General features: G+C 55.4%; 22 protein-coding genes and 1 pseudogene. 3 read left to right on the top strand and 20 right to left on the bottom strand.

Annotation, left to right across the window (positions count from 1 at the left end; all coding sequences use genetic code 11):
• Nucleotide 1: 1 nt before the first annotated feature.
• The 8 genes from OR1_RS18660 to rnr form a co-directional block, all read right to left on the bottom strand.
• Nucleotides 2-1225, bottom strand: a complete 1224-nt coding sequence (locus OR1_RS18660; RefSeq protein WP_041974235.1) for a type II secretion system F family protein — start codon at nucleotides 1223-1225, stop codon at nucleotides 2-4.
• 145 nt (nucleotides 1226-1370) lie between these two features.
• The gene (locus tag OR1_RS18655) at nucleotides 1371-2471 is read right to left on the bottom strand and encodes a type IV pilus twitching motility protein PilT (protein WP_041974232.1); all 1101 of its coding nucleotides are present in this window, start codon (nucleotides 2469-2471) and stop codon (nucleotides 1371-1373) included.
• Between the two features lie 12 nt (nucleotides 2472-2483).
• Nucleotides 2484-4193 carry a type IV-A pilus assembly ATPase PilB gene (pilB, locus tag OR1_RS18650; protein WP_041974230.1) on the bottom strand — a complete coding sequence of 570 codons (1710 nt, stop codon included), beginning with the start codon at nucleotides 4191-4193 and terminating at the stop codon, nucleotides 2484-2486.
• A 274-nt stretch (nucleotides 4194-4467) separates the two neighbouring features.
• On the bottom strand, nucleotides 4468-6333 hold the full coding sequence (locus OR1_RS18645; RefSeq protein WP_237754356.1) for a DUF2723 domain-containing protein: 1866 nt from the start codon (nucleotides 6331-6333) through the stop codon (nucleotides 4468-4470).
• Complete coding sequence (locus OR1_RS18640) at nucleotides 6330-7355, bottom strand: lysylphosphatidylglycerol synthase transmembrane domain-containing protein (RefSeq protein ID WP_082003039.1); 1026 nt, start codon at nucleotides 7353-7355, stop codon at nucleotides 6330-6332. The genes OR1_RS18645 and OR1_RS18640 overlap by 4 nt, the downstream gene beginning before the upstream one ends.
• A gap of 2 nt (nucleotides 7356-7357) precedes the next feature.
• Nucleotides 7358-8323: a bifunctional riboflavin kinase/FAD synthetase gene (locus tag OR1_RS18635; protein WP_041974228.1), complete on the bottom strand. Its 966-nt coding sequence runs from the start codon at nucleotides 8321-8323 to the stop codon at nucleotides 7358-7360.
• A gap of 22 nt (nucleotides 8324-8345) precedes the next feature.
• Complete coding sequence (tatC, locus tag OR1_RS18630) at nucleotides 8346-9209, bottom strand: twin-arginine translocase subunit TatC (RefSeq protein ID WP_041974224.1); 864 nt, start codon at nucleotides 9207-9209, stop codon at nucleotides 8346-8348.
• 81 nt (nucleotides 9210-9290) lie between these two features.
• The gene (rnr, locus tag OR1_RS18625) at nucleotides 9291-11570 is read right to left on the bottom strand and encodes a ribonuclease R (RefSeq protein WP_041974301.1); all 2280 of its coding nucleotides are present in this window, start codon (nucleotides 11568-11570) and stop codon (nucleotides 9291-9293) included.
• 209 nt (nucleotides 11571-11779) lie between these two features.
• Between rnr and OR1_RS18620 the strand changes: the two genes are divergently transcribed.
• A complete protein-coding gene (locus tag OR1_RS18620) occupies nucleotides 11780-13954 on the top strand; it encodes a transglycosylase SLT domain-containing protein (RefSeq protein ID WP_152609973.1) in 2175 nt (724 codons plus the stop codon).
• Between the two features lie 74 nt (nucleotides 13955-14028).
• A complete protein-coding gene (locus OR1_RS18615; RefSeq protein WP_041974219.1) occupies nucleotides 14029-15117 on the top strand; it encodes an AAA family ATPase in 1089 nt (362 codons plus the stop codon).
• Between the two features lie 17 nt (nucleotides 15118-15134).
• On the opposite strand, the gene OR1_RS18610 is transcribed toward OR1_RS18615, so the two are convergent.
• From OR1_RS18610 to OR1_RS18575, 8 genes are all read right to left on the bottom strand, one after another.
• Complete coding sequence (locus OR1_RS18610) at nucleotides 15135-15782, bottom strand: TPM domain-containing protein (protein ID WP_041974217.1); 648 nt, start codon at nucleotides 15780-15782, stop codon at nucleotides 15135-15137.
• 27 nt (nucleotides 15783-15809) lie between these two features.
• The gene (locus tag OR1_RS18605) at nucleotides 15810-16682 is read right to left on the bottom strand and encodes a YgcG family protein (protein WP_041974215.1); all 873 of its coding nucleotides are present in this window, start codon (nucleotides 16680-16682) and stop codon (nucleotides 15810-15812) included.
• A gap of 131 nt (nucleotides 16683-16813) precedes the next feature.
• A complete protein-coding gene (locus OR1_RS18600; protein ID WP_041974213.1) occupies nucleotides 16814-17395 on the bottom strand; it encodes a LemA family protein in 582 nt (193 codons plus the stop codon).
• On the bottom strand, nucleotides 17379-17708 hold the full coding sequence (locus OR1_RS18595; protein WP_082003038.1) for a SemiSWEET family sugar transporter: 330 nt from the start codon (nucleotides 17706-17708) through the stop codon (nucleotides 17379-17381). Before OR1_RS18595 ends, OR1_RS18600 begins: the two co-directional genes overlap by 17 nt.
• Nucleotides 17708-18445, bottom strand: coding sequence for an RNA methyltransferase (locus OR1_RS18590; protein ID WP_237754355.1), 738 nt, complete (start codon nucleotides 18443-18445; stop codon nucleotides 17708-17710). The genes OR1_RS18595 and OR1_RS18590 overlap by 1 nt, the downstream gene beginning before the upstream one ends.
• Nucleotides 18446-18447: 2 nt before the next feature.
• Nucleotides 18448-19086 carry a DedA family protein gene (locus OR1_RS18585; RefSeq protein ID WP_041974209.1) on the bottom strand — a complete coding sequence of 213 codons (639 nt, stop codon included), beginning with the start codon at nucleotides 19084-19086 and terminating at the stop codon, nucleotides 18448-18450.
• A 164-nt stretch (nucleotides 19087-19250) separates the two neighbouring features.
• Nucleotides 19251-19487: a hypothetical protein gene (locus OR1_RS18580; protein WP_041974207.1), complete on the bottom strand. Its 237-nt coding sequence runs from the start codon at nucleotides 19485-19487 to the stop codon at nucleotides 19251-19253.
• 383 nt (nucleotides 19488-19870) lie between these two features.
• The gene (locus OR1_RS18575; protein ID WP_041974205.1) at nucleotides 19871-20401 is read right to left on the bottom strand and encodes a hypothetical protein; all 531 of its coding nucleotides are present in this window, start codon (nucleotides 20399-20401) and stop codon (nucleotides 19871-19873) included.
• A gap of 404 nt (nucleotides 20402-20805) precedes the next feature.
• On the opposite strand from OR1_RS18575, the pseudogene OR1_RS18570 reads away from it, so the two are divergent.
• A pseudogene (locus OR1_RS18570) lies at nucleotides 20806-21354 on the top strand (DsbA family protein); the annotation flags it as partial.
• A 178-nt stretch (nucleotides 21355-21532) separates the two neighbouring features.
• On the opposite strand, the gene OR1_RS18565 reads toward OR1_RS18570, so the two are convergent.
• The 4 genes from OR1_RS18565 to OR1_RS18550 form a co-directional block, all read right to left on the bottom strand.
• Nucleotides 21533-21946 (bottom strand): type II toxin-antitoxin system VapC family toxin, encoded by a 414-nt coding sequence (locus tag OR1_RS18565; RefSeq protein ID WP_041974203.1) that lies wholly within the window; start codon nucleotides 21944-21946, stop codon nucleotides 21533-21535.
• Nucleotides 21943-22191 (bottom strand): ribbon-helix-helix domain-containing protein, encoded by a 249-nt coding sequence (locus OR1_RS18560; RefSeq protein ID WP_041974200.1) that lies wholly within the window; start codon nucleotides 22189-22191, stop codon nucleotides 21943-21945. Before OR1_RS18560 ends, OR1_RS18565 begins: the two co-directional genes overlap by 4 nt.
• A gap of 162 nt (nucleotides 22192-22353) precedes the next feature.
• Nucleotides 22354-22782 (bottom strand): type II toxin-antitoxin system VapC family toxin, encoded by a 429-nt coding sequence (locus tag OR1_RS18555; protein WP_041974197.1) that lies wholly within the window; start codon nucleotides 22780-22782, stop codon nucleotides 22354-22356.
• Nucleotides 22779-23060, bottom strand: coding sequence for a type II toxin-antitoxin system Phd/YefM family antitoxin (locus tag OR1_RS18550; protein ID WP_041974193.1), 282 nt, complete (start codon nucleotides 23058-23060; stop codon nucleotides 22779-22781). Before OR1_RS18550 ends, OR1_RS18555 begins: the two co-directional genes overlap by 4 nt.
• Between the last annotated feature and the right edge of the window lie 222 nt (nucleotides 23061-23282).

The raw sequence follows: 23282 nt of genomic DNA, 5'->3' as shown, positions 1-23282 counted from the left end.
TCTAACCGCCGACAGCTCCCGCAAGCTTGAATATCGGCAGATACATGGCCACAACCAATCCACCGACAGTAGTCCCCAAGACCACCATCAGCAAAGGCTCCATCATAGCGGTAAGAGCTGATACGGCATCGTCAACCTCGTCGTCGTAGAAATCCGCTATCTTGTTGAGCATTGTATCCATGGCTCCAGTGGCTTCACCAACCGCAATCATCTGAACCACCATTGGCGGGAAAACGCCGCACTCGGCCAGCGGCTCCGCAATGGTTTTCCCTTCGGAAATCGACTGCCTCACATTGTAGATCGCCTCTTCAACAACCTTGTTTCCGGCGGTCTTAGCAACGATCTCAAGGCCATCCATAATCGGAACACCGCTGCTGATCATGGTTCCGAGCGTACGCGTGAACTTGGCAACCGCGACCTTCCGGATGAGAGGCCCGGCAATGGGCGCCTTGAGAGCAAGGCGGTCAATGTTCTTCCTCCCCATCGGCGTGTTGTAATATTTGCCGAAGGCGTATTTGACCGCTATCCCCGCGGCAATCATCACAATTATATACTTTTTGAAGAAGTTACTGAGGCCGATGACAATCTTGGTCGGCGCCGGGAGATCGCTCCCGAAATCAGCGAACATCTTGGCAAAAGTGGGGATAACGAAAACCAGGATCACGCCTACGACAACGATTGCGATCGAAATAATGGTAGTGGGATAGACCATTGCCCCCTTTACCTGCTTCTTCAGTTTCATCGCCTTTTCGATGTAGGCGGCAAGCCGGTTGAGGATGGTATCCAGGATACCGCCGATCTCGCCGGCAGCAACAAGGTTTACATAGAGCTGGTCAAATACCTTCGGATGTTTGGCCAGGGAGTCGGCAAAGGTGGAACCGCTCTCGACGTTCTCCTTGACCCTCAGGAGCACATCCTTGAAGGTCTTGTTCTCCTGCTGCGAAGAGAGGATATCGAGGCACTGCACCAACGGTAGTCCGGAATCGATCATGGTCGCAAACTGGCGGGTGAACACGACCAGATCTTTAGTTTCAACTTTTTTTGCGCCCCCCAGGCCGGGGATCTTTAATTCCTTGCCGAACCCCTTCCCTTCCTCTTTTATAGATATGCCGGTAAAGCCGAAACGCTTGAGCTGGGCTTCGACAAGGCTCACGCTATCGGCTTCCATGACCCCTTTTTGCGCCTGTCCTGACCTGTTCCTTGCTTCCCAGTTGAATTTGGGCATTGTTCCTCCTCAATACCGGGATCTGTCAAAAGTCCCACTGCTGCTGACGCTTAATCTGCGTCGTGATCTGCGCCTCGCTCCCAGATTCTACGCGCCCAATTGTCGGGACTTTATATAAATCCTGCCTGCCGATTAATCAGATTCGTCACCGCATCGGTTTTCGCATCTGCCCTGGCCCACCGCCCGGTCCGGACAGCATCTGTTTCAGCTCGTCGGGCTCCGGAGACCGGCCCATTGCATCTTCAAGCGAGATCAACCGCCTCATGTAAAGACTATACAGAGACTGGTTCATGGTCTGCATCCCGAACTTGTCCTGCCCCACCTGCATCTGCGAATAAATCTGATGGATCTTGTCCTCGCGGATCAGGTTGCGGATCGCCGGGTTCGGGACCATCACCTCCAGGGAAAGGACCCTGCCTCGCCCTTCTGCCTTTGGAATCAGGGTCTGCGACAACACCCCTTCGAGCACGAAGGAGAGTTGCGTCCGCACCTGGGTCTGCTGGTACGGGGGGAAGACGTCGATGATACGGTTGATGGTCTGGGCGCAGGAGTTGGTGTGCAAAGTGGCGAAACAGAGGTGCCCTGTCTCGGCCAGGGTCAGCGCGGCCTCTATGGTTTCCAGATCCCTTAACTCGCCAACGAGGACAATGTCCGGATCCTGCCGAAGCACATATTTCAGGGCGTTCTTGAAGCTTTTGGTGTCGGCGCCGACTTCTCTCTGGTTTACCAGGCACCCTTTGTGCGGATGCAGGTATTCTATCGGGTCCTCAATGGTGACGATATGATCATGCCGGTCCGTATTGATTTTGTCGATGATTGAGGCGAGAGTGGTGGACTTCCCGCTCCCTGTAGGACCGGTCACCAGTATCAGTCCTCGCGGTTTCTCGGCCAGAAACGTGACGACCGGTGGCAACCCGAGTTCCTCAAAGGTGAGGATCTTGTAAGGGATCACCCTGAATACGCCGGCAACGGCCCCTCTCTGCACCAGGATGTTGCCGCGGAAACGCGATAAACCTTTTACTCCGAAGGAAAGGTCCAGTTCACTCTCTTCCTCGAACTTGTGCTTCTGAGCCTCTGTCAAAACACTGTAACAGAGTTGCTTGGTATCCACGGAATTCAACGGCGGCAAATCCATTGGCATCAATTTTCCGTCAACCCGGATCTGGGGTGGCGTATTGGTGGTGATATGAAGATCGGAACCGCCGCGCTCAACAAGCTCTTTCAGCAACTGATGCAGATTCGCCATTGTGCCCCCTTCTTAATCGTCAGCCACGGTAACGCGCAACACCTCTTCGAAAGAGGTGACGCCTTCCTTGAGTTTAGTCAGTCCCGACTGCCTCATGGTCTTGATCCCGAGCCTCATGGACTCCCGCTTGATTTCAGCGGTGTTGGCCCCGTTGAGGATCAGTTCCCTGATCTCTTCAAGCATCGGCATAACCTGGTAAAATCCGACGCGACCCTTGTAGCCGGTGCCGTTGCACTTGGGGCAGCCGGTGCCGTGATAGCAGACATACTGCTCGGCCTCTTCCTTCGGAACCCCGGCACCGATAAGCGCTTTTACCGGGACTTCTTCAACGACCTTGCATTCAGAACATACCCGGCGCGCCAGGCGTTGCGCCGTGATCAGGTTCACGGCCGATGCCACCAGGAAAGGCTCGATCCCCATGTTGAGCAGACGGTTGATCGTGGCGGGGGCATCGTTGGTATGCAGTGTGGAAAGCACCATGTGGCCGGTCAGAGCGGCCTTTACCGCAATTTCGGCAGTCTCGAAATCCCTGATCTCCCCAATCATGATGATGTCCGGATCCTGCCGGAGAAAGGCACGCAACGCCGCAGCAAAGGTAAGCCCTATATCCTCGTGCATCTGCACCTGATTGATCCCGGCAAAGTTGAATTCAACCGGATCTTCTGCCGTAGAGATATTCTCCGTGACCTTGTTAAGTTCGGACAGAGCCGAATAGAGCGATACCGTCTTGCCGCTGCCGGTCGGGCCGGTGACGAGCACCATGCCGAACGGCTTGTGGATTTCGGTCTGGAAATGGGCAAGAGCATCCGTTTCATAACCGAGCTTAGTCATGTCGAGCTGCAGGTTGGATTTATCGAGGAGGCGGAGAACGATCTTTTCGCCAAAGAGTGTCGGCAATACCGAGACACGGAAATCCATGTCCTTGCCGCCACCGAGCTTGATCTTGATCCTGCCGTCCTGCGGGAGCCGCCGCTCGGCAATGTCCAATTCGGACATAATCTTGATGCGGGAGGTGATGGCATTCTTGAGCTTCATCGGCGGCTTCATCGCCTCGTACAGGACCCCGTCAATCCGGTAACGAACACGGAACGTCCTTTCGTAAGGCTCAATATGGATGTCGCTCGCCTTTTTCTTAATGGCGTCGGTCAAAATCAGGTTCACGAGTTTTACGACCGGCGCGTCCTCGGTGGCGCGCTCCAGTGAGGAGATATCGACATCTTCCTCTTCGCCTACCACCTCAAGGTCATCAAGCCCCTCGATATCGCTCATGACGTCTGCCAGCGAGGCCGATTGGTCATAATACTTGTCGATGGCTGATTTGATTGCGGATTCCGGCGCGACCACCACTTCGATGCTGAATCCGGTCATGAAGCGGATGTCATCGACGGCAAAAATGTTGGAGGGATCGCTCATGGCGACAATAAGCGTGCCGCCGGCCCGGTTCACAGGCACGACCTGGTATTTCTGGGCAACATCTACCGGCACGGTTTTGATCACCGCCGGGTCGATTTCAACTTCGGAAAGGTTTATTGAAGGGACGCCGTACTGCTTGGAAAGAAAGGATACAAGATCTTCTTCGGTGATGATGTTGCTTCGGATCAGAATGGTGCCGAGCCGCACCTGGCTCCCGGCCTGTTTCTGCTCTTCGAGAGCCGCCATAAGCTGCTCTCTGGTAATAAGGTTGTTCCGGACAAGGAGATCACCGAGCCTGCTTGACTGCATAAAAACCTCATATTTGACGGCGACGCAAAAAGTCCAATCGCTTCGCTTCGAAACCTTGAGACAGCAGCCACTAACACTGCGAAGAAAGTATGGGCAGATCTGGTTATCCGGGTTCGCAACCGTTGCTTATGAAGCTTTTACCCTTGCCGTTGATTTCCGTCAGTTGTGTGTGGCTCAATCGCAAAGATTGATATCAATACTACATAGTAAAACAAGGCTCAATCTTGTCAAGGCTACGTATCAACGGATTTTTATGGCCGGCTGCAGATATGTTTCATCTGAGGCCGTAACTGGAGCGGATCTGGTTCACCTGCCTACTGATCTCCGGTGAGATCTGTTCAGCCGACATTAACTGCTGCTTGGCCTCGTCGAACCTGCCGAAACGGATCAGGGCCTCACCTGCCTCAACACGGCTGTTGGCATAGATCAGAATGGCCTTGCCGGTATCAAGGTCGCGGAAAAACATGTCGCCGCTCATCCCCCTCAGGCTGTACAAATCCCAAACCGATGTATCAGGGAGGACGTTGCCCCCCCCCTCCTGGTATTTCAGCTGGTAACAGATCCCTTTCTGCATCAGCGCAAAAGATTCAAAGGGTACGGAATACCTGGTGGAAAAATCCACATACACGGGCCGTTTCCCTATCTGTTCCGATATTGCCATCTTGAGCACGTTCTCCGGCATCTGGGTTTCCAGAGGAATTGACCGGAGTATGCTCTGCTTGAACAGGTGAGGAAAGCCGTTCAGATACCAGTCAAAGACCAGATGGGGTGTATGCAGGAGATCGACATCCTCCCGCATCTTTTCCACCCCTTGAAGATACCAGAGAGGAAAGGCGCCGCTGTCCCCCCATGTATAGAGAACCGCACCCTGCGGAAGTGTGCGCAGGGTGTTGCTGGCATAGTCATTGGCTATGTAGTTCAGATGCTGGTCGTTCTCGATGTAATTCAGGGAGCAGATACTGAAGGGTAGAGCAAACAGCAGCCCCGCTACCGCTCCTGCCCCCGGGAGCGCCGGTCTGCGCAGCATAGGGAGAATGAACAGGACCAGCTTGATCATGCCGAACAGTCCAAGCCCGATGAAAACCGCCGAAAAAAGGTACAGCGGGGTGAAAAACTCCTCGGTCAGAAAGATCAGGTCTTGCGGCGTGTTGAAATAACCAACGATCACCGCCAGAAATGACAGTATCCCGACAAGGTAGGCCAGGATTCCGTGGTAGAACTTGCGCAGGAACAGCAGGCAGCCGATCACCAGCAGCACCAGACCGATCCAGGTATACTCGGTCGGGACATTAAAGCCATTCACCTGTTGCCAGAACAGGTTAAAGTCCCGCACCGGCTTTTCGACCGGATACCCCTTGCGGAGAAAATGCCACAGGAACTGATCGAGGGTCTTGGCGTCTCCCCAGTTCAGCAAAGGGTTTCGGGTCGCGCGAACCGGGATATGGAGATGCACGGCAAAGCCGAGCGTGGCAAAAGCAATAGCCAGCACCATCTCCTTGATGCGCCAGATGACCCGCCAATCAGTGGCAATGATCATGAAGGCATAGACCGGCACCATCAAAACCATGGTCTGATGGGCGCCGAAGCCGAGCCCGCAGAGAAATGCCCCTAGGTAGATGTAAGCAGGACGCTCTTCACCCTCTTTGTATGTCTCTCGCCACCTGAGCACCAGAAAGAAGACGACCGCAGCGATGAATGATATGATCGGATACGGCTTGTCATGATTCGATTGGAGCCAGAGACGGGGAGTAAAGGCAAAGGAAAGCGCAGCGGCAAGTCCGGTAAGGCGGATGTACAGGAGTGAAAACCGGCTGTCGTCAGAGATGCTCTCCCGGGCAAGGATATGAGTTACCAGCATGTATACGGCATAACATGCCGCAGCAGCCGATATCGCTGTAGCAATATTCACCCGGAACGCAATGCTCCCAAAAGGGAGAAAGGTGAACGGCTTAGCATAATTGATAAAAAAAGGATAACCGGGTGAATGGGCCGACCCCAGGGAATAGATGGCGGTCACAAACTCGCCGCTGTCAAAAAAAGTCACGGATGGCGCCAGCGTCATCAGATAAATGCTGAGAGGAATCAGGAAAGAAAGCAACGCACAGTGGTCCAGTCTGGAGATCAGTCGATCGGCTATCAAGAGAGTTGCTCCTTTTCGGACGAGGTTGTCCTGATGGAGGAGAAAGATATCTTTTCCCGCCACATATGGTAGGCCCCGGCGATGATCACCGGGAAAAAGCTGACGCCATGGATCACCAGCGCCACGGACAACGCCTTTTCAGAAGGGATATTGAATGCCGCCAACGCCGTAACGCAGGCGATGTGGTAGGTGCCGACATAACCGGGGGACGCAGGCACCATGACCCCGAACACCAGGAAGATGAGGATAAAGAGTGACCCGTTGAACGGTAGAATTATGCCGAAGGAACGGAGCAGCAGATCCACCGGCCAGGCGGCAAATGCCCAAATGAATATGGAGCTGCCAAAGACCGCCATCAGCTCGGCCGGTTTTGTTGACAGCCTGATTCCGGCTATGAAGGAGCCGAGCAGCGGAATCACCTTTTCTGACAGAACTGCAGGGAATGGCCGGAGCAGCTTTCCGACCAGGCTCAGGGTCCAGGATGTCCGGCGCTTGAGTATGATCAGGAAGGCAATCACGCCGCAGTACAGGGCCAAGGTAATATACCCACCGGCAACCATCCGGTGCTGGACCGTCTCCATACCAGGGGGCAGATGCAGGGTGAAAAAGGTCAGGAGCAGCATCAATAGCACAGTGAATCCGTCGCAGAGCCGGTCAACCACGAGGGTGGCAAAGACCGCGCTGGCATCGAGCCCTTCCTTACGCGCCAGCACGAAAGCCCGGACAAACTCACCAAGCCGGGCCGGGAGGATGTTGTTGGCCATGTAGCCGATGATGGTCGCCGGATAGAGTGAACCGATGGTCACCTTCTTGAGCGGCAGCACCAGAAAGTGCCACCGCACGGCCCGGCCGAAAAAGCTGATAAAGGTGGCAATCACCGCCGGTATCAGGTAACGCCAGTCCATCTCGCGGAATGCCGCGGCAACCTTGTGCGGATCGATCTTTGTAAACAGCAGCCCCATGCAGAGTGCACTGATGCCGATCCCCACCCAGAATTTGATATCTACGCCCTGCTTCCCCAAAATCAGCCTCTCTCCAGGTATTCCCGGTATTCCATCAGCGCTGTCGCAGCCAGAATCTCACGGCATCGGGACACATCGGCGCTAATGGCGCTTTTCAGTTCGTCGATTCCAGAAAACCGGCGCTCATCACGAATCCTTGTCACAAAATAGATCCGCAGCTCCTTGCCGTACAGATCGCCCGCGAAATCGAAGAGAAACACCTCGATGGACGACTCATCGTTATCGAAGGTCGGATTATTGCCGATATTGCAGGCCCCGTCGTAAATCGTTTCATCGATCTTGACCTTGACGGCATAAACGCCGCTGGCAGGCACCAGCTCCTTTTCAGTCCTGATGTTGGCTGTGGGGAACCCGATGCCTGCCCCCCGGTGATGACCTGCCACCACGGTGCCGCCAAGCGAGAAATGACGCCCGAGCAGCGGTACCACCCCGGCCACGTCACCTTCCTGAATAAGCTCCCGCACCTTGCTGCTGCTGTAAACCAATCCGTCATGTCCGATGGGTTCCAGCACCCGGACCTTGAAACCGAACTCCCGGCCGAGTTCCAGCAGGGTCGAAACATTTCCCTGCCGGTTGCTCCCGAACGAATAATCATAACCGATTATGAGGAGCGCAACCGACAGCTTCTTGACCAGGATATCCTCGACAAACGCCCTGGCGGAGAGCGCGGCAAAAGATTCGGTAAACGGGATCGCCAGCATGCAGTCGATTCCGGAGGCGGCGATCAGGGTCTCCTTCTCGGTATAGGTATTGATCAGCCTGAGCTGTTTCTTCGGGGCGGAAACCACCTTGAGCGGATGCGGCACAAAGGTCACCACAACCGAAACAGCCCGCAACTGTTCCGCTGCCTTGCGGACCGTCCGGAAAATCTCCCGGTGCCCGAGGTGAACCCCATCGAAGTTCCCAATGGTTATGACGCTGTTACCCAGAGTTGCGGGTATATCTTCCAGAGAGCGAAATATCTCCATACACAGTTCTCATCCTTGAGAATCAGTCGACTGTGGCCAGCTCCGCAGTATCCGGCGCCTTTCGTTTCTTGCCGAACAGCAGGACCACCCAGATGCTGATTTCATACATCAGATACAGCGGCACCATGATAACGAACATCGTGATCAGGTCGGCATGAAAGGCGGCGATTACGGAACTGGCAAGCAGCGCATATTTCCGGTTGCGCGCCAGGAACGGGTAACTGACGACTCCGAACCGCCCCAGCAGAAGCATCAGTATTGGAAGTTCGAAGATCAGCCCGAACATCAGGATCAGCCGGAGACAGAAATTGACGTAGGCACTGAGGTTGAACCAGCTTTGCAAACCTTCCGCCTCATAGGAAAGGGAGAAGTTTATTATGACCGGCCAGATGATCAGCAGGAAAAAGAGCGCGCCGACGCAGAAACTGAGCGTGCTGACGCTGATGAACGGCAGAACCAGCCGTTTTTCCTTAACAGTCAACCCCGGGGCGACAAAAAGCCAGATCTGGAAGAACACCACCGGAAGCACCAGGATGAGACCGGCGATAGCCGAGATCTTGCATTGAACGAAGAACGGCTCCAAAGGCGCACTGTAGTTGAGCCGCCTGTCCCGGGCCGTAACGGTGAACTCCTTATCCAGTTGATACCGGGTATAGATGGAAGGGAACCGCTCCTTGATCTTCAGGTATGCCGATTTCTTTATTTCAGTCAGATAGGTCTTGCCGGTGAGAGGTTTCTCGATAAAGGAGAGAATCGGCCCCGAGAAATTCCACGCCACTCCCATGCCGATGACAACGGCAATCACAATGACTATCAGCCTGCGACGAAGCTCGACCAGATGTTCTATGAGCGAAAGGACCTTATCGCCACCCTTTTCGTTCTCCATTTATATGCACCGCCGGTAAAGAGTTTATTGAGCAAAACCAATGCAAAGTAGCACAGCTGCGGTTCCGGGTGCAACCCGTTTTCAATGCCGCTTCCCGCGGCCCTTGCGGTTTCCACCCTTTTTCGTGCCCGGCCTCGTGTCCGGTTTGCCCCGGTCTCTGCCATGCTTGACGACGATCCTCTTGCCAACAACCCGTTTCGGTTTCGGCAGGTCGATCTCCCAGCCGGCATCGGTCTGCTGCAACGGCATATGCTCTAGCAGCGAAAACTCGATCTGCCTCTGTTCGATGCTGACCGCGGCCACCAGGACCTTGACCCGGTCGCCGATCCGGAACATCCTTCTGGTATTGGCCCCGACCAAGGCATGCTGCTTCTCCGCCAGGAGATAATAGTCGTCTTTCAGACCGGTCAGCGGAACCATCCCTTCGACAAAATACTCGGTCAGCTCGACAAAGAAACCGCTGGTAGTAACGCCGATAATGAACCCGGTGAACTCCTCGCCGATCTTTTGCTTCATGAACTGGAGACGCTTCAGCTCCACCAGCTCCCGCTCGGCCTCCATCGCCACCCGTTCCCGCTTGCTGGTATGAACTCCGGTTTCGGGGAGCGATGTGGTCAGATGCTCGATCTCGGATTCTGGAAGCGGCCCGGCAAGCACGGCCTTGAGCAGCCGGTGCACCACCAGATCCGGGTAGCGGCGAATCGGCGAGGTAAAATGGGTGTAGGTCTTGGCGGCCAGCCCGAAATGGCCGAGGTTTTCCGCTGCATAGCGCGCCTGTTTCATGCTCCGCAACAGTACGCGGTTCAGCATCAACTCTTCCGGCTTGCCGACGGCACCGTCCAGTAACCGCTGCAGTTCGCTGCCGGTTACTTTCCCCTCTTCGGTGACAAGATGGTGGCCGAACCCGGCGGCCAGGTCGCTGAACGCCTGAATTTTTTCCGGGGCCGGCGGTTCGTGAACCCGGTAAAGAGAAGGGGTTCCGGACTGTTCCAGGTGCCCGGCAACTGCCTCGTTGGCCGCCAGCATGAACTCTTCGATCAGGCGATGGGCGATGTTCCTGGTCGAACGGGCGATGGAAACCGTGGTGCCGGTCGTTATGTCGATGATTATCTCCGGCTCCGGAAGATCGAAGTCCAGGCTCCCCCTGGTCCGGCGCAACGTCATCAGCCGCCGCGCCAGCTCCTCCATCAGTTTCAGGTCCCCGATGATTGCAGCCAGCTCCTGCATTGTTTCCGGCTTCTGCTCCTCCAGCACCTCGGCAACCTGGGTATAGGTGAGCCGGGCCGCACTCCTGATCACACTCGAATAGAATTTCTGTTCGATCCGGTTGCCGCTCCGGTCGAACAGCAGCTCGGCCGTCAGAGTCAGGCGGTCCTGGTGCGGATTCAAAGAGCAGATACCGTTGGACAGCGACTCGGGAAGCATTGGCAGGCAACGGTCGGGGAAATAGACCGAGGTCCCGCGGAGATATGCTTCCCGGTCGAGATTCAAGCCGTCACGGACATAGTGGGAAACATCGGCAATGGAAACCCAGAGCCTGATCCTGCCGTCCCCCTCCTTTTGTACCGACACGGCATCGTCGAAATCGCGGGCCGTCTCGCCGTCGATGGTAACAATGGTCAGACTGCGCAGGTCGGTCCGGCCGGCCAGATCTGCCGCTTCGATCACCCCGACAGTGCGGGCCTCGGCAAGGGTTTCCTGGGCAAACTTATCCGGCAGCTCGTACTTGCGGATTACGGTCTGAACCTCGACATCCGGGTCGTCCGGCCACCCGAGCACCTCCACGATCCGCCCCATTGCCGGCTTCCGCTCCGAGGGGTAACCGGTCAGTTCCACCACGACAACCTGGCCGTTCACGGCATTCGCCGCATGTTTGTCCGGAACGATCACCTCATGGGATATCCTGGGGTCATCGCTGACCACCCGGCCAAAGGCACGAAGCAGCTCATAACGTCCGATGATCCGCTTCTGGCCGCGCTCAACAGTCCTGATCACCCTGCCTTCGCGTTTGCCACCCTCTGAGCCGGTAACCGAGACCTCGACGAGGTCGCCATGGAGATTATCGCGCAGCCAGCGGGCAGGGATGAATATATCCGGCCCGCCACCCTCGGGGGTAACGAACCCGTAGCCGTCGCGGTGCGTGGCGAGCCTGCCGGTAACATTCCCACCGGCGTCGGGCAGGGCGTATCTCTGCCCGCGAAGCAGCACCAGTTCCCCTGCCGACACCAGCCGGTCGAGAACAGCGGCAAACCCCTTTGTTCTCACCCGGTCGATGTCGAAATGCCGCGCGAGTTCCCGATAATGCATCGATCCCCCATTTTCGCGGATGGCCCTGAGTATCCCTTCCCTGTCTGGTTTCATACCGTTTCCCATTCTGACCTGCGAAGTATATTTTGTCCGATTAGTCAACAGGTTCGACATGCCGAATATGCCTGACAATACCTTTACTGTCAAACCGTCACGAAAAACCTTTTGCATTTGGAACCCCATATGGCTACTATCTACTCACCCCGGCGAGCGTTCAGTCACTGAGCCCGGGCTCATAAATACCTTCATTTGGAAGTTCCTCCGTGTTTCGTTTTATTACTGTTGCATCTTTACTCTTACTCCTGTTCCTTTCCGTACCGGCATCCGGGATGAAGTCCCGGCTTTTCCCGCTGCCGGCGGACACAGTCGCCCCTGCCGCCGATCTGCTCCGCTCCAAGGATTATACCGGAGCCGCCAGACTTGCCAAGGCCGCCCCTGCCGGAGGGGCAAGGGATTTTATCGCCGGCGTCGCTTCATACCGAGCAAAAGAGTGGGAAGAGGCAAGCAATCATCTCCAGGCAGCGGCAAAGAGTTTTCCGATCCTTGCCGATTATGCGCTCTATTTCCAGGCCCGGTCCCTGAACGCCCTGAAGAGATATGACGATGCCCTGATACCGCTGCAGGAGCTGCTGAAGCTCTACCCGGACACGCCGGTAAAACGGCAGGCTATGATCCTTTTAGCCGATACCCTTTATGAACAGAATAACTTCAAGGCAGCAACTTCGGCGTACCAGAAGTTCATTGAAACCTATCCGTCCGGGAGCGATGCCCTCAACGCCCAGTACCGGATCGCACTGTGCCGTGAAGCACTCGGCGAACCGGCATCCGCGGCAAAAATACTCAGAACTCTCTGGCTGACAAGCCCGGCCTCGACCCAGGCCGCAGCGGCGAAAGATGACCTGAAGCGACTCACGGCTGCCGGATCGCCGCCAGAGACATACACAGGCGAAGAGCTGTTCCGCCGCGCCTCGACCCTGCTCGACCTGAAGAAGTATTCCCAGGCGGTAACCGCGTTTAAGGATATTCCCCGCAGCGGGCAGAGCAAGGAATTCATCAACCGTTTGGATCTGAAATACGGCCAGGCGGTTTACCGCAGCCGCAATTACCGGGACGCCGAGGATATCTTTGCCAAAACCGCTGCCACAACCAAGAATCCGGCCCAGGCAGCGGAGGCAGTCTACTGGATTGCCCGGTGCCGGGACAAATGCGACCGGCACGAAGAGGCGGTCAAGACTTTCCTCCAGGTGCCGGACCGCTGGCCCAAAGCAAATGAAGCGGACAATGCCATCCTTGAGGCGGCTCTGATAACAAAATCGGATCAGCAGTGGAGTGAAACCCTCTCCCTGTTACAGAGGCTGCTGAAGGAGTATCCTGATTCAAACCTTAAAAAACAGGCATGGTGGGAGGCAGGGTGGAGCGGATACAAGCTTCGCGACCTGCAGACCGCCGGATACTATTTCGCCAAACTGGCCGAATGCGATCCGAACAGGGACCGCGCCCTTTACTGGCTCTCCCGGGTCAGGGCACTGTCCGGAGACGGACAGGGGGCACAGGCAGCCTATGCCACTCTGCTGCGCGACTTTCCGATGAGTTTTTACGCTCTTGCCAACACCGGTGGTGATGAAAACCGGGACCCGGGCCACCCCGACAAAGCAAAGCTGCCGGCAATAACCGGCGACACCCTTGAAACCCTGCCACTCCCAGTAAATAACGATCGAATCAAGGCATTGATTACCTTCGGACTTTACGAAGAGGCCAGAAAAGAACTGACCATTGCGAAGGCCAAAACAACCGATGTTGTAAAGCTTCTGGGGATCGCCCGACTTTATCTGGAAATGGAAGATTATAACGGCGCTTACAATCTGGTCGGCCGCGATCCTGGGAAATTCGCCGCCAAAGACCTGCGCCAGACCCTGGCGTTACAGTTCCCGCGCCCTTTCCAAGAGTCGGCGGCCAAACATGCCGGCAGCAACAATCTCCCCCTGGCGCTCGTATACGCAGTTATCAAGGCTGAAAGCAGCTTTTCTCCGGCAGCGGTTTCCCCGGCCGGTGCGGTAGGGCTCATGCAGCTGATGCCTTCTACTGCGGCAATGCTCGAAGGCGCCGGCAGAAAAACCCTCCCCTTGGAGCGGCTGAAAGAACCGGAGCTTAACATCGGTTTCGGCACCAGGCATATGAAAGACCTTATCACCCAGTACAATACCAACATCGTAGCGGTCATTGCTTCATACAATGCCGGCGGCGGCACGGTAAACCGCTGGCTGCAAAGGTTCGGCACCCTTCCTGCCGATGAATTCATCGAGCAGATTCCTTATGGTGAAACGCGTGATTATGTAAAAAAGGTCCTCACATCGGCCGCAATCTATGCCCGGTTATACGGAATGGACCTCAACGGGCTTAGCCTGCCGCTCCCGGCAACACCATTCAACCCATCCTGAAATTTCCATAGTCCATTTGCTTTTTCCGCGGTTACCGGTATCGTTACTCCATACTTGACACTTTGGGGGACGTCATGGCCAAGAAGATATTCATTGCCGCCACCGGCCAGAATTGCGGTAAAACCACCATGAGCATCTCGCTGATGCATCTTGCCAGGAAGAAATATGAACGAGTCGCGTTCATCAAACCGATCGGCCCCAAGATCGAACGATACGGCGACATGAAGCTCGACATGGACGCCATCCTGATGGCGCGCACCTACGGCCTTGAGCAGGACCTTGAATTCATGAACCCGGTGCCGCTTAACAGGGGGTTTACCAGGGAGTTCCTGGATGGGAGGATCGACGGTAGAGCGCTTGCCGATAGCATCGTCAATGCGGTTGCCAAACTGGAGCGGGAAAACGATCTGCTGATAATCGAAGGGGCCGGGCACGGCGGGGTCGGGGCCGTGATCGGGCTGAGCAACGCCCATGTTGCCAGGCTGGTGAATGCCCCGGTCATGATCGTTACCGGCAGCGGCATCGGTAACGTAATCGACGCGGTCCAGCTCAACCTGGCTCTTTACGAGCGCGAGCAGGCCGATGTCCGGTTGATCATGACCAACAAGCTGATCTCCGAAAAACGGGACACCACGCTGAAATACCTCAAAAGGGCGTTCGACTATTCGCTGGAGCTGTCGGGCGGGTTCAACTACTCCCCGATCCTGGCCAACCCCACCCTGGCCCACATATCAAAACTGCTCGACCTCCCCCTGCAGGGTGACCACAATGTCAGAAACCGGATCATCCACCATATCCAGCTCGGCGCGGCCTCTTCGCAAAAAGTTGTGGACGGGCTGCTGGAATCGACGCTGTTGATCGTCACCAGTTCGCGCGACGAACTGATCGTTACCCTGTCTTCACTCTACAACATTCCGGCCTGGAGAGAGAAGATAGCGGGCATAGTCATCGCCGGCCATGCGCCGGTATCGATGATCAGCCAGCAGATCCTCGACCGGAGCGACATTCCCTACATCCGTATCCATGAAACAACCGCCGACACCTTCACCGCGCTCACCGAGGATGTATCCAAGATCACGGCGGAAGACCATGAGAAACTCGCCTGGATCCAGGCAAATGCGGAGCATGATATCGATTTCGAGATGATCGACCGGATATTCTGACGCAGATAAACAGAAAGTTATTTCGGAACTTCCGTGATGAGATCGTCCTGCAGTTCGTTGACATCGTCTGCCTGATGGGGAAAGTGGCGGGACAGCTCGGCACCGCACCGGCCGATCACCTCGCAAAGGGCATCGCAACCGTTGCCTGCCGCAATCCCCCGGGCCAGGCTTCCGGCCATCTCCCCCCAGGATGCCGGGTCGATCCGTTCATTTATACCCCGGTCGCCCAGTATCCAGACCTTGCGCTCCAGAAGCGACATGAAGATGAGAATCCCTGTTTCGTGACGCGTCCGATACAGCCCTTTCTCGTAAAATGCCCTGACGGCCCGCTGGCGCACTGCTTCGGCAACACGCCGCCTACCGGCAAACGGGAGCTTCAGGCGCGGAAACGTTCTGATAAGCATGCAGCAAGGGATATAAAGAAGGACTGCCATCGGAATATATGACCAGATTGTGACATGCCGGGTTGCAAGCGCAATTACCAGGGATGCGGACGCTGCCAGGAACAGAGAGCCAGCGACCTCGGCCTCCAGGTAGCGGTCGCTCTCGGCGATCGTCATGGTAGCGATCTCGCCGGAGGTGTTCAGCTCCGCCGCATGCACTGCCTGGCGGATCCGCTCCAGCTCTGTCGCACTGAAATAGGTTTCACCCCTGCGCTGTTTCACGTCTCACCCTTGAACGCTGCGGCGGCTTTACCAGTCGCCCGATGCGCCACCGCCGCCAAAATCCCCACCGCCGCCGGAGAATCCACCATCAGACCCTCCCCAGCCACCACCGCCATAGCCACCAAAAGGACCGCCCCACCAGAAACCACCGCCACCGCCACCGCCGCCAAAAATCGAGACTAAAATAAGACCAAGGACAAAGCCGGCCACCACCAGGCCGAGCAGGACCGGTATGCCGATCCCGGAGAAGCTGAGGAAGGCCGCCAGCGGAAGCCCCACGGCACCGGCAATTCCACCGAGTATTCGGGAAATGGACCCAAGAAAAACGATCGCCACAAGGAGGAAGACAATCAGGGTCAGCGAGGGGTGGAACCCTTTTTTGGCGGTACGCAGGTCGCGCGCCTTGTCCTTTGCCTGGTACTCGCCGCGGACTACCTTTGCAATCGCGGCAACGCCTGCCTTTACGCCGCTGTCAAAGTCGCCTTGTTTCAGGTAGGGAGCTATCTCGTCCCTGATGATCCTTCCGGCCAGGAGGTCGGTCAGCTTTCCTTCAAGGCCGCGCCCCACCTCGATCCTGATTTTCCGTTCCTGTTTTGCGATCAGCAGGATGGCGCCGTTATCCAGCCCCTTCTGGCCGATCTTCCATGCCTCGGCAACCTTGATCCCAAAGCTCTCCACCGGCTCTGCGTCGAGCGTCGGAACGGTCAAAACCACGACCTGGGTGGAGTCGCTCCGCTCCAGGTCGGCAAGCAGGGCATCGATCTCCTGAACTGCCGTCGGCGAGAGCAGCCCGGCATAGTCGTTCACCCGCCCCTTGAGCGCAGGAACCTCGGCGGCAAAAAGTACCCCCTGCATGAGGAAGAAGATCGAAACTGCCAGATAAAGAAGTCTTCTTTGCATTCATCACCATGGAACGTCAATTTTTCGCAAGATCAAGGCTGTCGAGGGGGTGCGCGGAGGCGTAGCAGCGCTACGCCGCACAAGGAGCCCCGAAGACTTACGCAGATATTGCGGAAAAGTGGCGTTCCAGTTTAGAACTTCACCTGGGGTGCCTTCTGCGCCCCCTCCTCTGCCTTAAACGGCTCCTTCCGCTGCAGATGCAGCATCATGGAGTTGGTCAGGCTGTTGGGGAAAGTCCGGATGCTGGTATTGAACTCCTGGACCGCTTTGTTGTAACGGGTGCGGGCCACGTTGATCCGGTTTTCCGTCCCTTCGAGCTGGCTCTGGAGATCCCGGAAATTCTGGTTTGCCTTGAGGTCCGGATATTTCTCCACCACCACCATCAGCCGCGACAATGCCCCGGACAGCTCGCCCTGGGCTGCCTGGAACTTCTGCAGCGCCTGGGGATCGTTGACCAGCTGCTTGGTCGCCTGAATGGAACCGACCTTGGCCCTGGCCTCGGTGACCGCCTTCAGGGTATCCGCCTCATGTTTAGCATACCCCTTCACCACCTCGACAAGATTGGGGATCAGGTCTGCCCGGCGCTGGTACGTCGCCTCCACATCTCCCCAGGCCGCAGTCACCGCCTCTTCGTTGGCCTGCATGGTGTTGTAGCCGCATCCGGAAAGCGCCAGGACTGCCATTATAAGTAGATAGTTACGGAATCTTTTCATCGTTGCCTCCGTTTTGAGAATGTACCTGTTTAAGATAACCATCGATCCGGCATTTGTCACCCCGGTCGTAAATAATTTTCATGACCAGCAACAGGGCGTAACAGACCAGGGTGAACGAATTGGACAGAATCAGCGGCAGGTCGCCGAGCATCACCCCGTAAATCAGCCAGAGCGAGAGACCGGCGATAATGATGATCTGCTGCCAGAGCGACAGGTCGCGGGCATGCCGGGTCTTCCAGGTCTTGATCATCTGCGGTATGACGGCCATGCTGGTCAGAAATCCTGCCGTGCCGCCGATTACGGTAACATCCATTACTTCCCCTTTTTCCCCAGGAACGCGCCTGTGGCCCAGTCAACCTGCGAAAAGAGTCCACGGAGCACCGCCACCTCCCGGCTGTCCAGCCCGGCCCTGGAAAATATCCGGCGAAAGCTCCGCATCAGGTGTGACGGATTCTCGGGCTTCAGGAAACCGATCTTGAGGAGGGTAGCTTGCATCTGGGCATACAGAGGCTCGATCTCCACCGGCGGCGCAAGCTGCCGCGCATCATCCGCAACCTTGGCCGCACTAAGCCCCTGGTGCAGCTCGTAACAGAACAGTAGCACCGCCTGGGCCAGGTTGAGCGAGCCGAACTCATCGGTGGGAATGGTTGCCTGCCAGCGGCAGAGCGCCACTTCATCCGTGGTCAGGCCGCTGTCCTCACGCCCGAAAACCAGGGCCGCCCGGTTTGCCGGGATTCCGGCGCCGATCCGGGCCACGACCTCACCTGGAGAAAAAATCTCCTGCCGGTATTTGCCGTGACGCCGTGTGGTGGCAACGGAAAGCTGGCAATCAGCTATCGCCTCTTCAAGGGTGCCGAATATCCTGGCGCTCGCAAGCATCCCCTTGGCAGAAACGGCAAATTTCAATGCCTCCGGGTGATCAATCGGGCATGGGTTGACCAGACGCAGGTCAGACAAACCGAAGTTCTTCATTGCCCGGCAGACCATCCCGACATTGCCCGGACTCTGCGGTTCCACCAGAACTATCGACAGAAAATCGACGTACTTCACTCCTATTCCTTTCTATGGGACGGACGCAGCTTTATACCCGCGTCCTTCATCCTGTTCAGCCTTGCCCGTACCGGTCGCCGCCGCCACCAGGACTGGGCAAAGTGCGACAGCCAGAATACCGCGATGATTCCTGCCAGGACCAGCATCAGATGATGTTCGTACCGGCTCACGTCATCAACAACGAGCGACGCCCCCTTGCCGAACAGGTAACCGGTGAGCGAAAAGATTATCGCCCATGCCAGGGCGCTCAGGATGTTCAGCCAGCAGAATTTGAGCCCCGGGAATGTGGTCATGCCGAGGATTATCGGCAGCACGATCCGAAATCCATAGGTGTAACGGGAGACGAAGGCGACAAAGGTTCCGTATTTCTCGATGAGCCGCAATGCCTTGCGGAACTTGCGGCCGATAAAGGTGAAGGCCCGCAGCAGCCTGACACCCTGCCACCGGCCGAGATAGAAATAGAACTGGTCGCCGAAAAAGGCCCCCCAGAATGCGGTGAATATGACGCCGGCAATGTTCATATACCCCTGGAAGGCGAGAAAACCGGCCAGGATCAGCCCCGCCTCTCCTTCCAGGAAGGTCCAGATAAACAAGACCCAGTAGCCGTGCAAGGCGAGATATTCTTTCAGAAAATCGTGCATGGGTTCCCGCAGCGGATTATTTACCGAAAACTGTCGCTTACAGCATCTTTTTATATCATATGCCTGAGGCTGGCAACAGCTGGTTCAGCAGAAAAGCTTTTTGATAAACAAAAAGGCTACAGTCTGATAACCGTAGCCTCACTGCGGAAGATGGATCTTGCGGGTTAATGGCGGTAGATCTGCTCGTATTCCGAGACCTTGCAGCAGAAATAGTCGTGATCGCGCCAAATCATCACTTGTTCACCCGGAGCCGGCGGATTGTCGGTGTCCAGAGCAAACAGATGGTCGTCGCATACGACCTGGCCGTCGTTCATTACCGAAGCAGCGCATCTGCCGTAAACGAGATGGTTGACAGCTGCAGGCCTTGCTTCTCCGGTGTCGAGGAGATGAAATACTGTCATAAGCTGCCCCTGGCTACCCTCTCTTGCTAACCCTGATCCTTACCGGTTTCATGTCGGAAGTGGTTACAAACAACAACGCCACCATGCTGAGCAGACCAATTATTGCTATTGTGAGTAACATAACTCCTCCCCTTTGATCGATATTTTCCTTTTATAACCTCCTAATGCTTAACCTGTGCCAAGCTATAACCAATTGTAATTACTGGCAGTAAAATCCAACCGGACACGATATATGTGTACACTCTGACCAATCCTGTTCAAAGTTGATAGTATTCCAACAGGTCATCCGGAATTAGTCACACCTCAATATCCTCGTTCCACAGATCCTGTTTCTCCTGATCACCATCTCAAAACCATTGACGATCATGAACCGCATCACCTCTTTATTCTTCGTCCTTTTCGAGGAGGCGATATCCGAATTCATTGAACTTGTTCAACTTTTGCTTAGTTTTTTTAGATACTTTAAGAGTACCGTCGTTTATCCTTCTCAAGGCATCTTCAGTGATGGCAATGAATTCTATGTACTTATCCAGGTAAAAGGCTTTTTTTGCAGCTGTTACATATGATTTGGCTGTTTTGAAATTGTATCGTTTTTCTGGAATGGTTGGTTTAGGCTTTGGTTGAGGCGGTTCGCAGATCTGTCCAGCAGGTTTTGCGGTTGTAGTTGTTTCGGCTGTTGATGGTTGAGGAAAAGGTTGAGTAGGAGGAGACAAAGGATTCTGGTTATCCATCCGCCCCGCTGGATTGTATATATTGATTGCCGGATTATTGTTCTGTGTTGCAGGGTTGAATATCTTGTCGGCTGGATTGGATATCTTGTCAGCAGGATTATCGATCGTATACATTGCTGCCAATGAAAGAACCGGTTGAGCAAGCGCAATCGCTATACTTACAGCCCAAATCCTCGTATTCATGACGTCCTCAGTTCTTTACCATGAAGTGTAAAACCAACTACCAATTATTTTATCATACAGTAGTTACTGTACATGCTTCGAGTCTGTTATGGCTCCACCGTCCAAAAGATGTATTGCCCGATGGGACGGAATGCAGCATTGACGTCAGCACAGCAGCTTCTGAAGGATTAAGTGCGATTTCACTCTGGGTATGATGAAAACAGCAAAGGCGGCCGATTAGCCGCCTTTTGAATTGCGTATGATGTCCCCCGAATCCGTACCGATTTGGTGCCTCAATATATCTGCAGTACAATCTATTAAACATCAGGCAAGCAGCTCCAAGAAACTGACGGGAGGAGAACACCATGAACAGCAGCACCCCTATGGTAGAGGTCTTTTTCGATTACATCTGACCCTGGTGCTATCTCGGTACCGTGCGTATCGAACGCCTGCAACAGGAATACGGACTTCAACTTCGCTGGACCGCCTTCCCGCTCCACCCCGAAACCCCGACGGAAGGAAGGGAGCTTGCCGAGCTCTTTGCCGGACGGGAGACAATGATCCGCGACATGCAGGCCCGGCTGCTGCAGGTTGCCGCGACAGAGGGTTTGCCGCTGACGGAACGAAGTCGCACCTACAACAGCCGGCTTGCCCAGGAGTTGGGGAAATGGGCGGAGGCGCAAGGACACGGGAATGAGTTCAACCATGCAGTCTACCGGGCCTTTTTCGTGGCTGGGGTCAACATAGCGCTGGTTGACGAGTTGGTGCGGATCGCCGCCGCCATTGGACTACCAGCGGATGAGGCACGGGCGGTGCTGGAGGAGAGGAGTTTTGCCGCGGCAGTGGATGCCGACTGGCAGCGAGCCACGGATCTGCGCATTACCGCCGTGCCGACTCACCTGTGTGAAGGCAAGCGCCTGACCGGTTTCGCGGCCTATGAAGATTTTGTTCGTCTGATCGGGAAGAGTCTGTAAGCTCTTTTGCAGAACACCATAGGCGGCCGATTGGCCGCCTATGGTGTCCCCGGAAAGTTTAGGCGGAGGGGTTATTCAGTATTGTGGTGTTTCACTGACTTCACGAATTTGGTTAATTTTGAAAATAAGATACTTAAATTGTTCAATCGTCCGGAATTCCGGGAATTACGGGGACATTTTACTTAATTGCTTTTTCCGGTACGACAGCAAACTTCATCACCCAAAAATGCCGGTCAAAGGCAAAGGCCGTAGATAGTTTCATGCGCTCCATCACAGCAAAACTGGTGCAATCCACGAAGCTGAAATCCTGGTCCCGATATTTGCAGAAAGTCTCCCAGGCCCGCTCTTCATCGGGGGGCGTAACCGCAATTATCCTGACGAAACTGCTCTCCTGCAGCTTTTGCCCGAAACTGCGCGCGGCATCATGGCCGATTCGATAGCGAATAAGGGTGACTGTTTCCGAGAAAATGAAATTGGTTGTAATGAGCGGCACCGAGTTGGCGGCCAGGAAAGCCGCAGCTGCCTTATGATCGGCATAATCGCTGTCAACCAGGGCATACCAGGCGCCGGTATCGACAAAAATGCCGTTCACGGCTTCTTCCCGTAGAGGACGACATCGTGATCGCGTGTCGTATGTTTTTGACCGCTGCTGCCGATGCCGACAATGGAGTAGACCGGATCATTTTCCGCTACACCCAGAGTGGGGGCGAATTTTTCGCTGATCATCTCGCGGATCAGCGCGGAAAGACTTTTCTTGGTTTTGCGCGACAGATCCAGCAGTGTCTGATACTGCCAGTCGTCGAGAGAGATCTGGGTTCTATGCTTGATCGATTCCATAATCGGATAACCTCCAGACAAATCTTACATCAGATGTAACTTGCCGTCAATCGCCGGAAACAGGAAAGGGCGCCGCAAGCAGCGCCCTTCGTTCAATTGGGGACAAAAGGGGCTGGCTACTTTATTAACAAGCCGCCTGCCCTATGTTCCTACTGGAATTCATTACTTAACACATTCCCACGGACTACAAACCCTCACCCCGCATTTCTCCATATCCCTGACATTCCGCGTGACGACAATCAACCCATGCGCCGCAGCGGTGGCGGCAATGAGCGAATCCATTACCGGCAGCTTAAGTCCTGCCAGCTCTGCCTCGCCCTGAATGCGTCCACAACAAAGCGCCGTTTCCAGATCAATGTCAAGAATCCGCCCGGTAAAGCGTTCGACCAGATCAAGCCCGATCCAGGCTTGCAGCTCTTCCTTTTTCGTACCGTCAGGAAGTTTGCTGATCCCCTTCTGCAGTTCACCCAGGTTCAGTACGCTTAGAAACAGTGCCTGTTCGTCCTGCTCGTCCAGCCAGCTCACCACACCGGGATTCGGCTCTTTCTTTACCAGTTCGGATATCAGACAGGTATCGAGCAGATACTTCACAGCTCCACCTCGCGGGAGAGATCGGCACTGCGGCTAAGATCGAGCTCAACCTCACACAGAGGAGATTGCCGGAAAAACTGCGTTAAACCGGTACGCGGCTGAGTCAACTTGCGATATTCATCGAAAGAAACAACCACGGCTGTCGGCTTGCCCCGCAACGTTATTGTCTGGGGGCCATTATGCAGGGCAGAATCCACCACCTGACTCAAACGGTTCTTGGCTTCCTGAAGCTGCCACTCCCGATCATGAGGTAACCGATCAACTTTATTGCTCTTCATGCGCCCTCCGTGTCAAGCTAGCCTGTCTAGCCATGTCAGGATATCACGGCACTGAGATAAATCAAATATAAAGTATGACTTAGTCGGCAACAGTTCCGCTTCCGGCTCTCGCCACCAGAGCGAGTATTCGCTTTGGAGCGCAGTCACCGGTTGGACGGAGTGGGCGCGACGGATGGTTTGCACCCCGGCTTCGGACAGTGGCGGTAGCCGTTTTTGTACTAA

It is taken from the genome of Geobacter sp. OR-1 (assembly GCF_000813145.1).
Lineage (GTDB): Bacteria > Desulfobacterota > Desulfuromonadia > Geobacterales > DSM-12255 > Geoanaerobacter.
The sequence above is the reverse complement of the archived record's forward strand: the minus strand, read 5'-3'. Positions and strand labels throughout refer to the sequence as shown.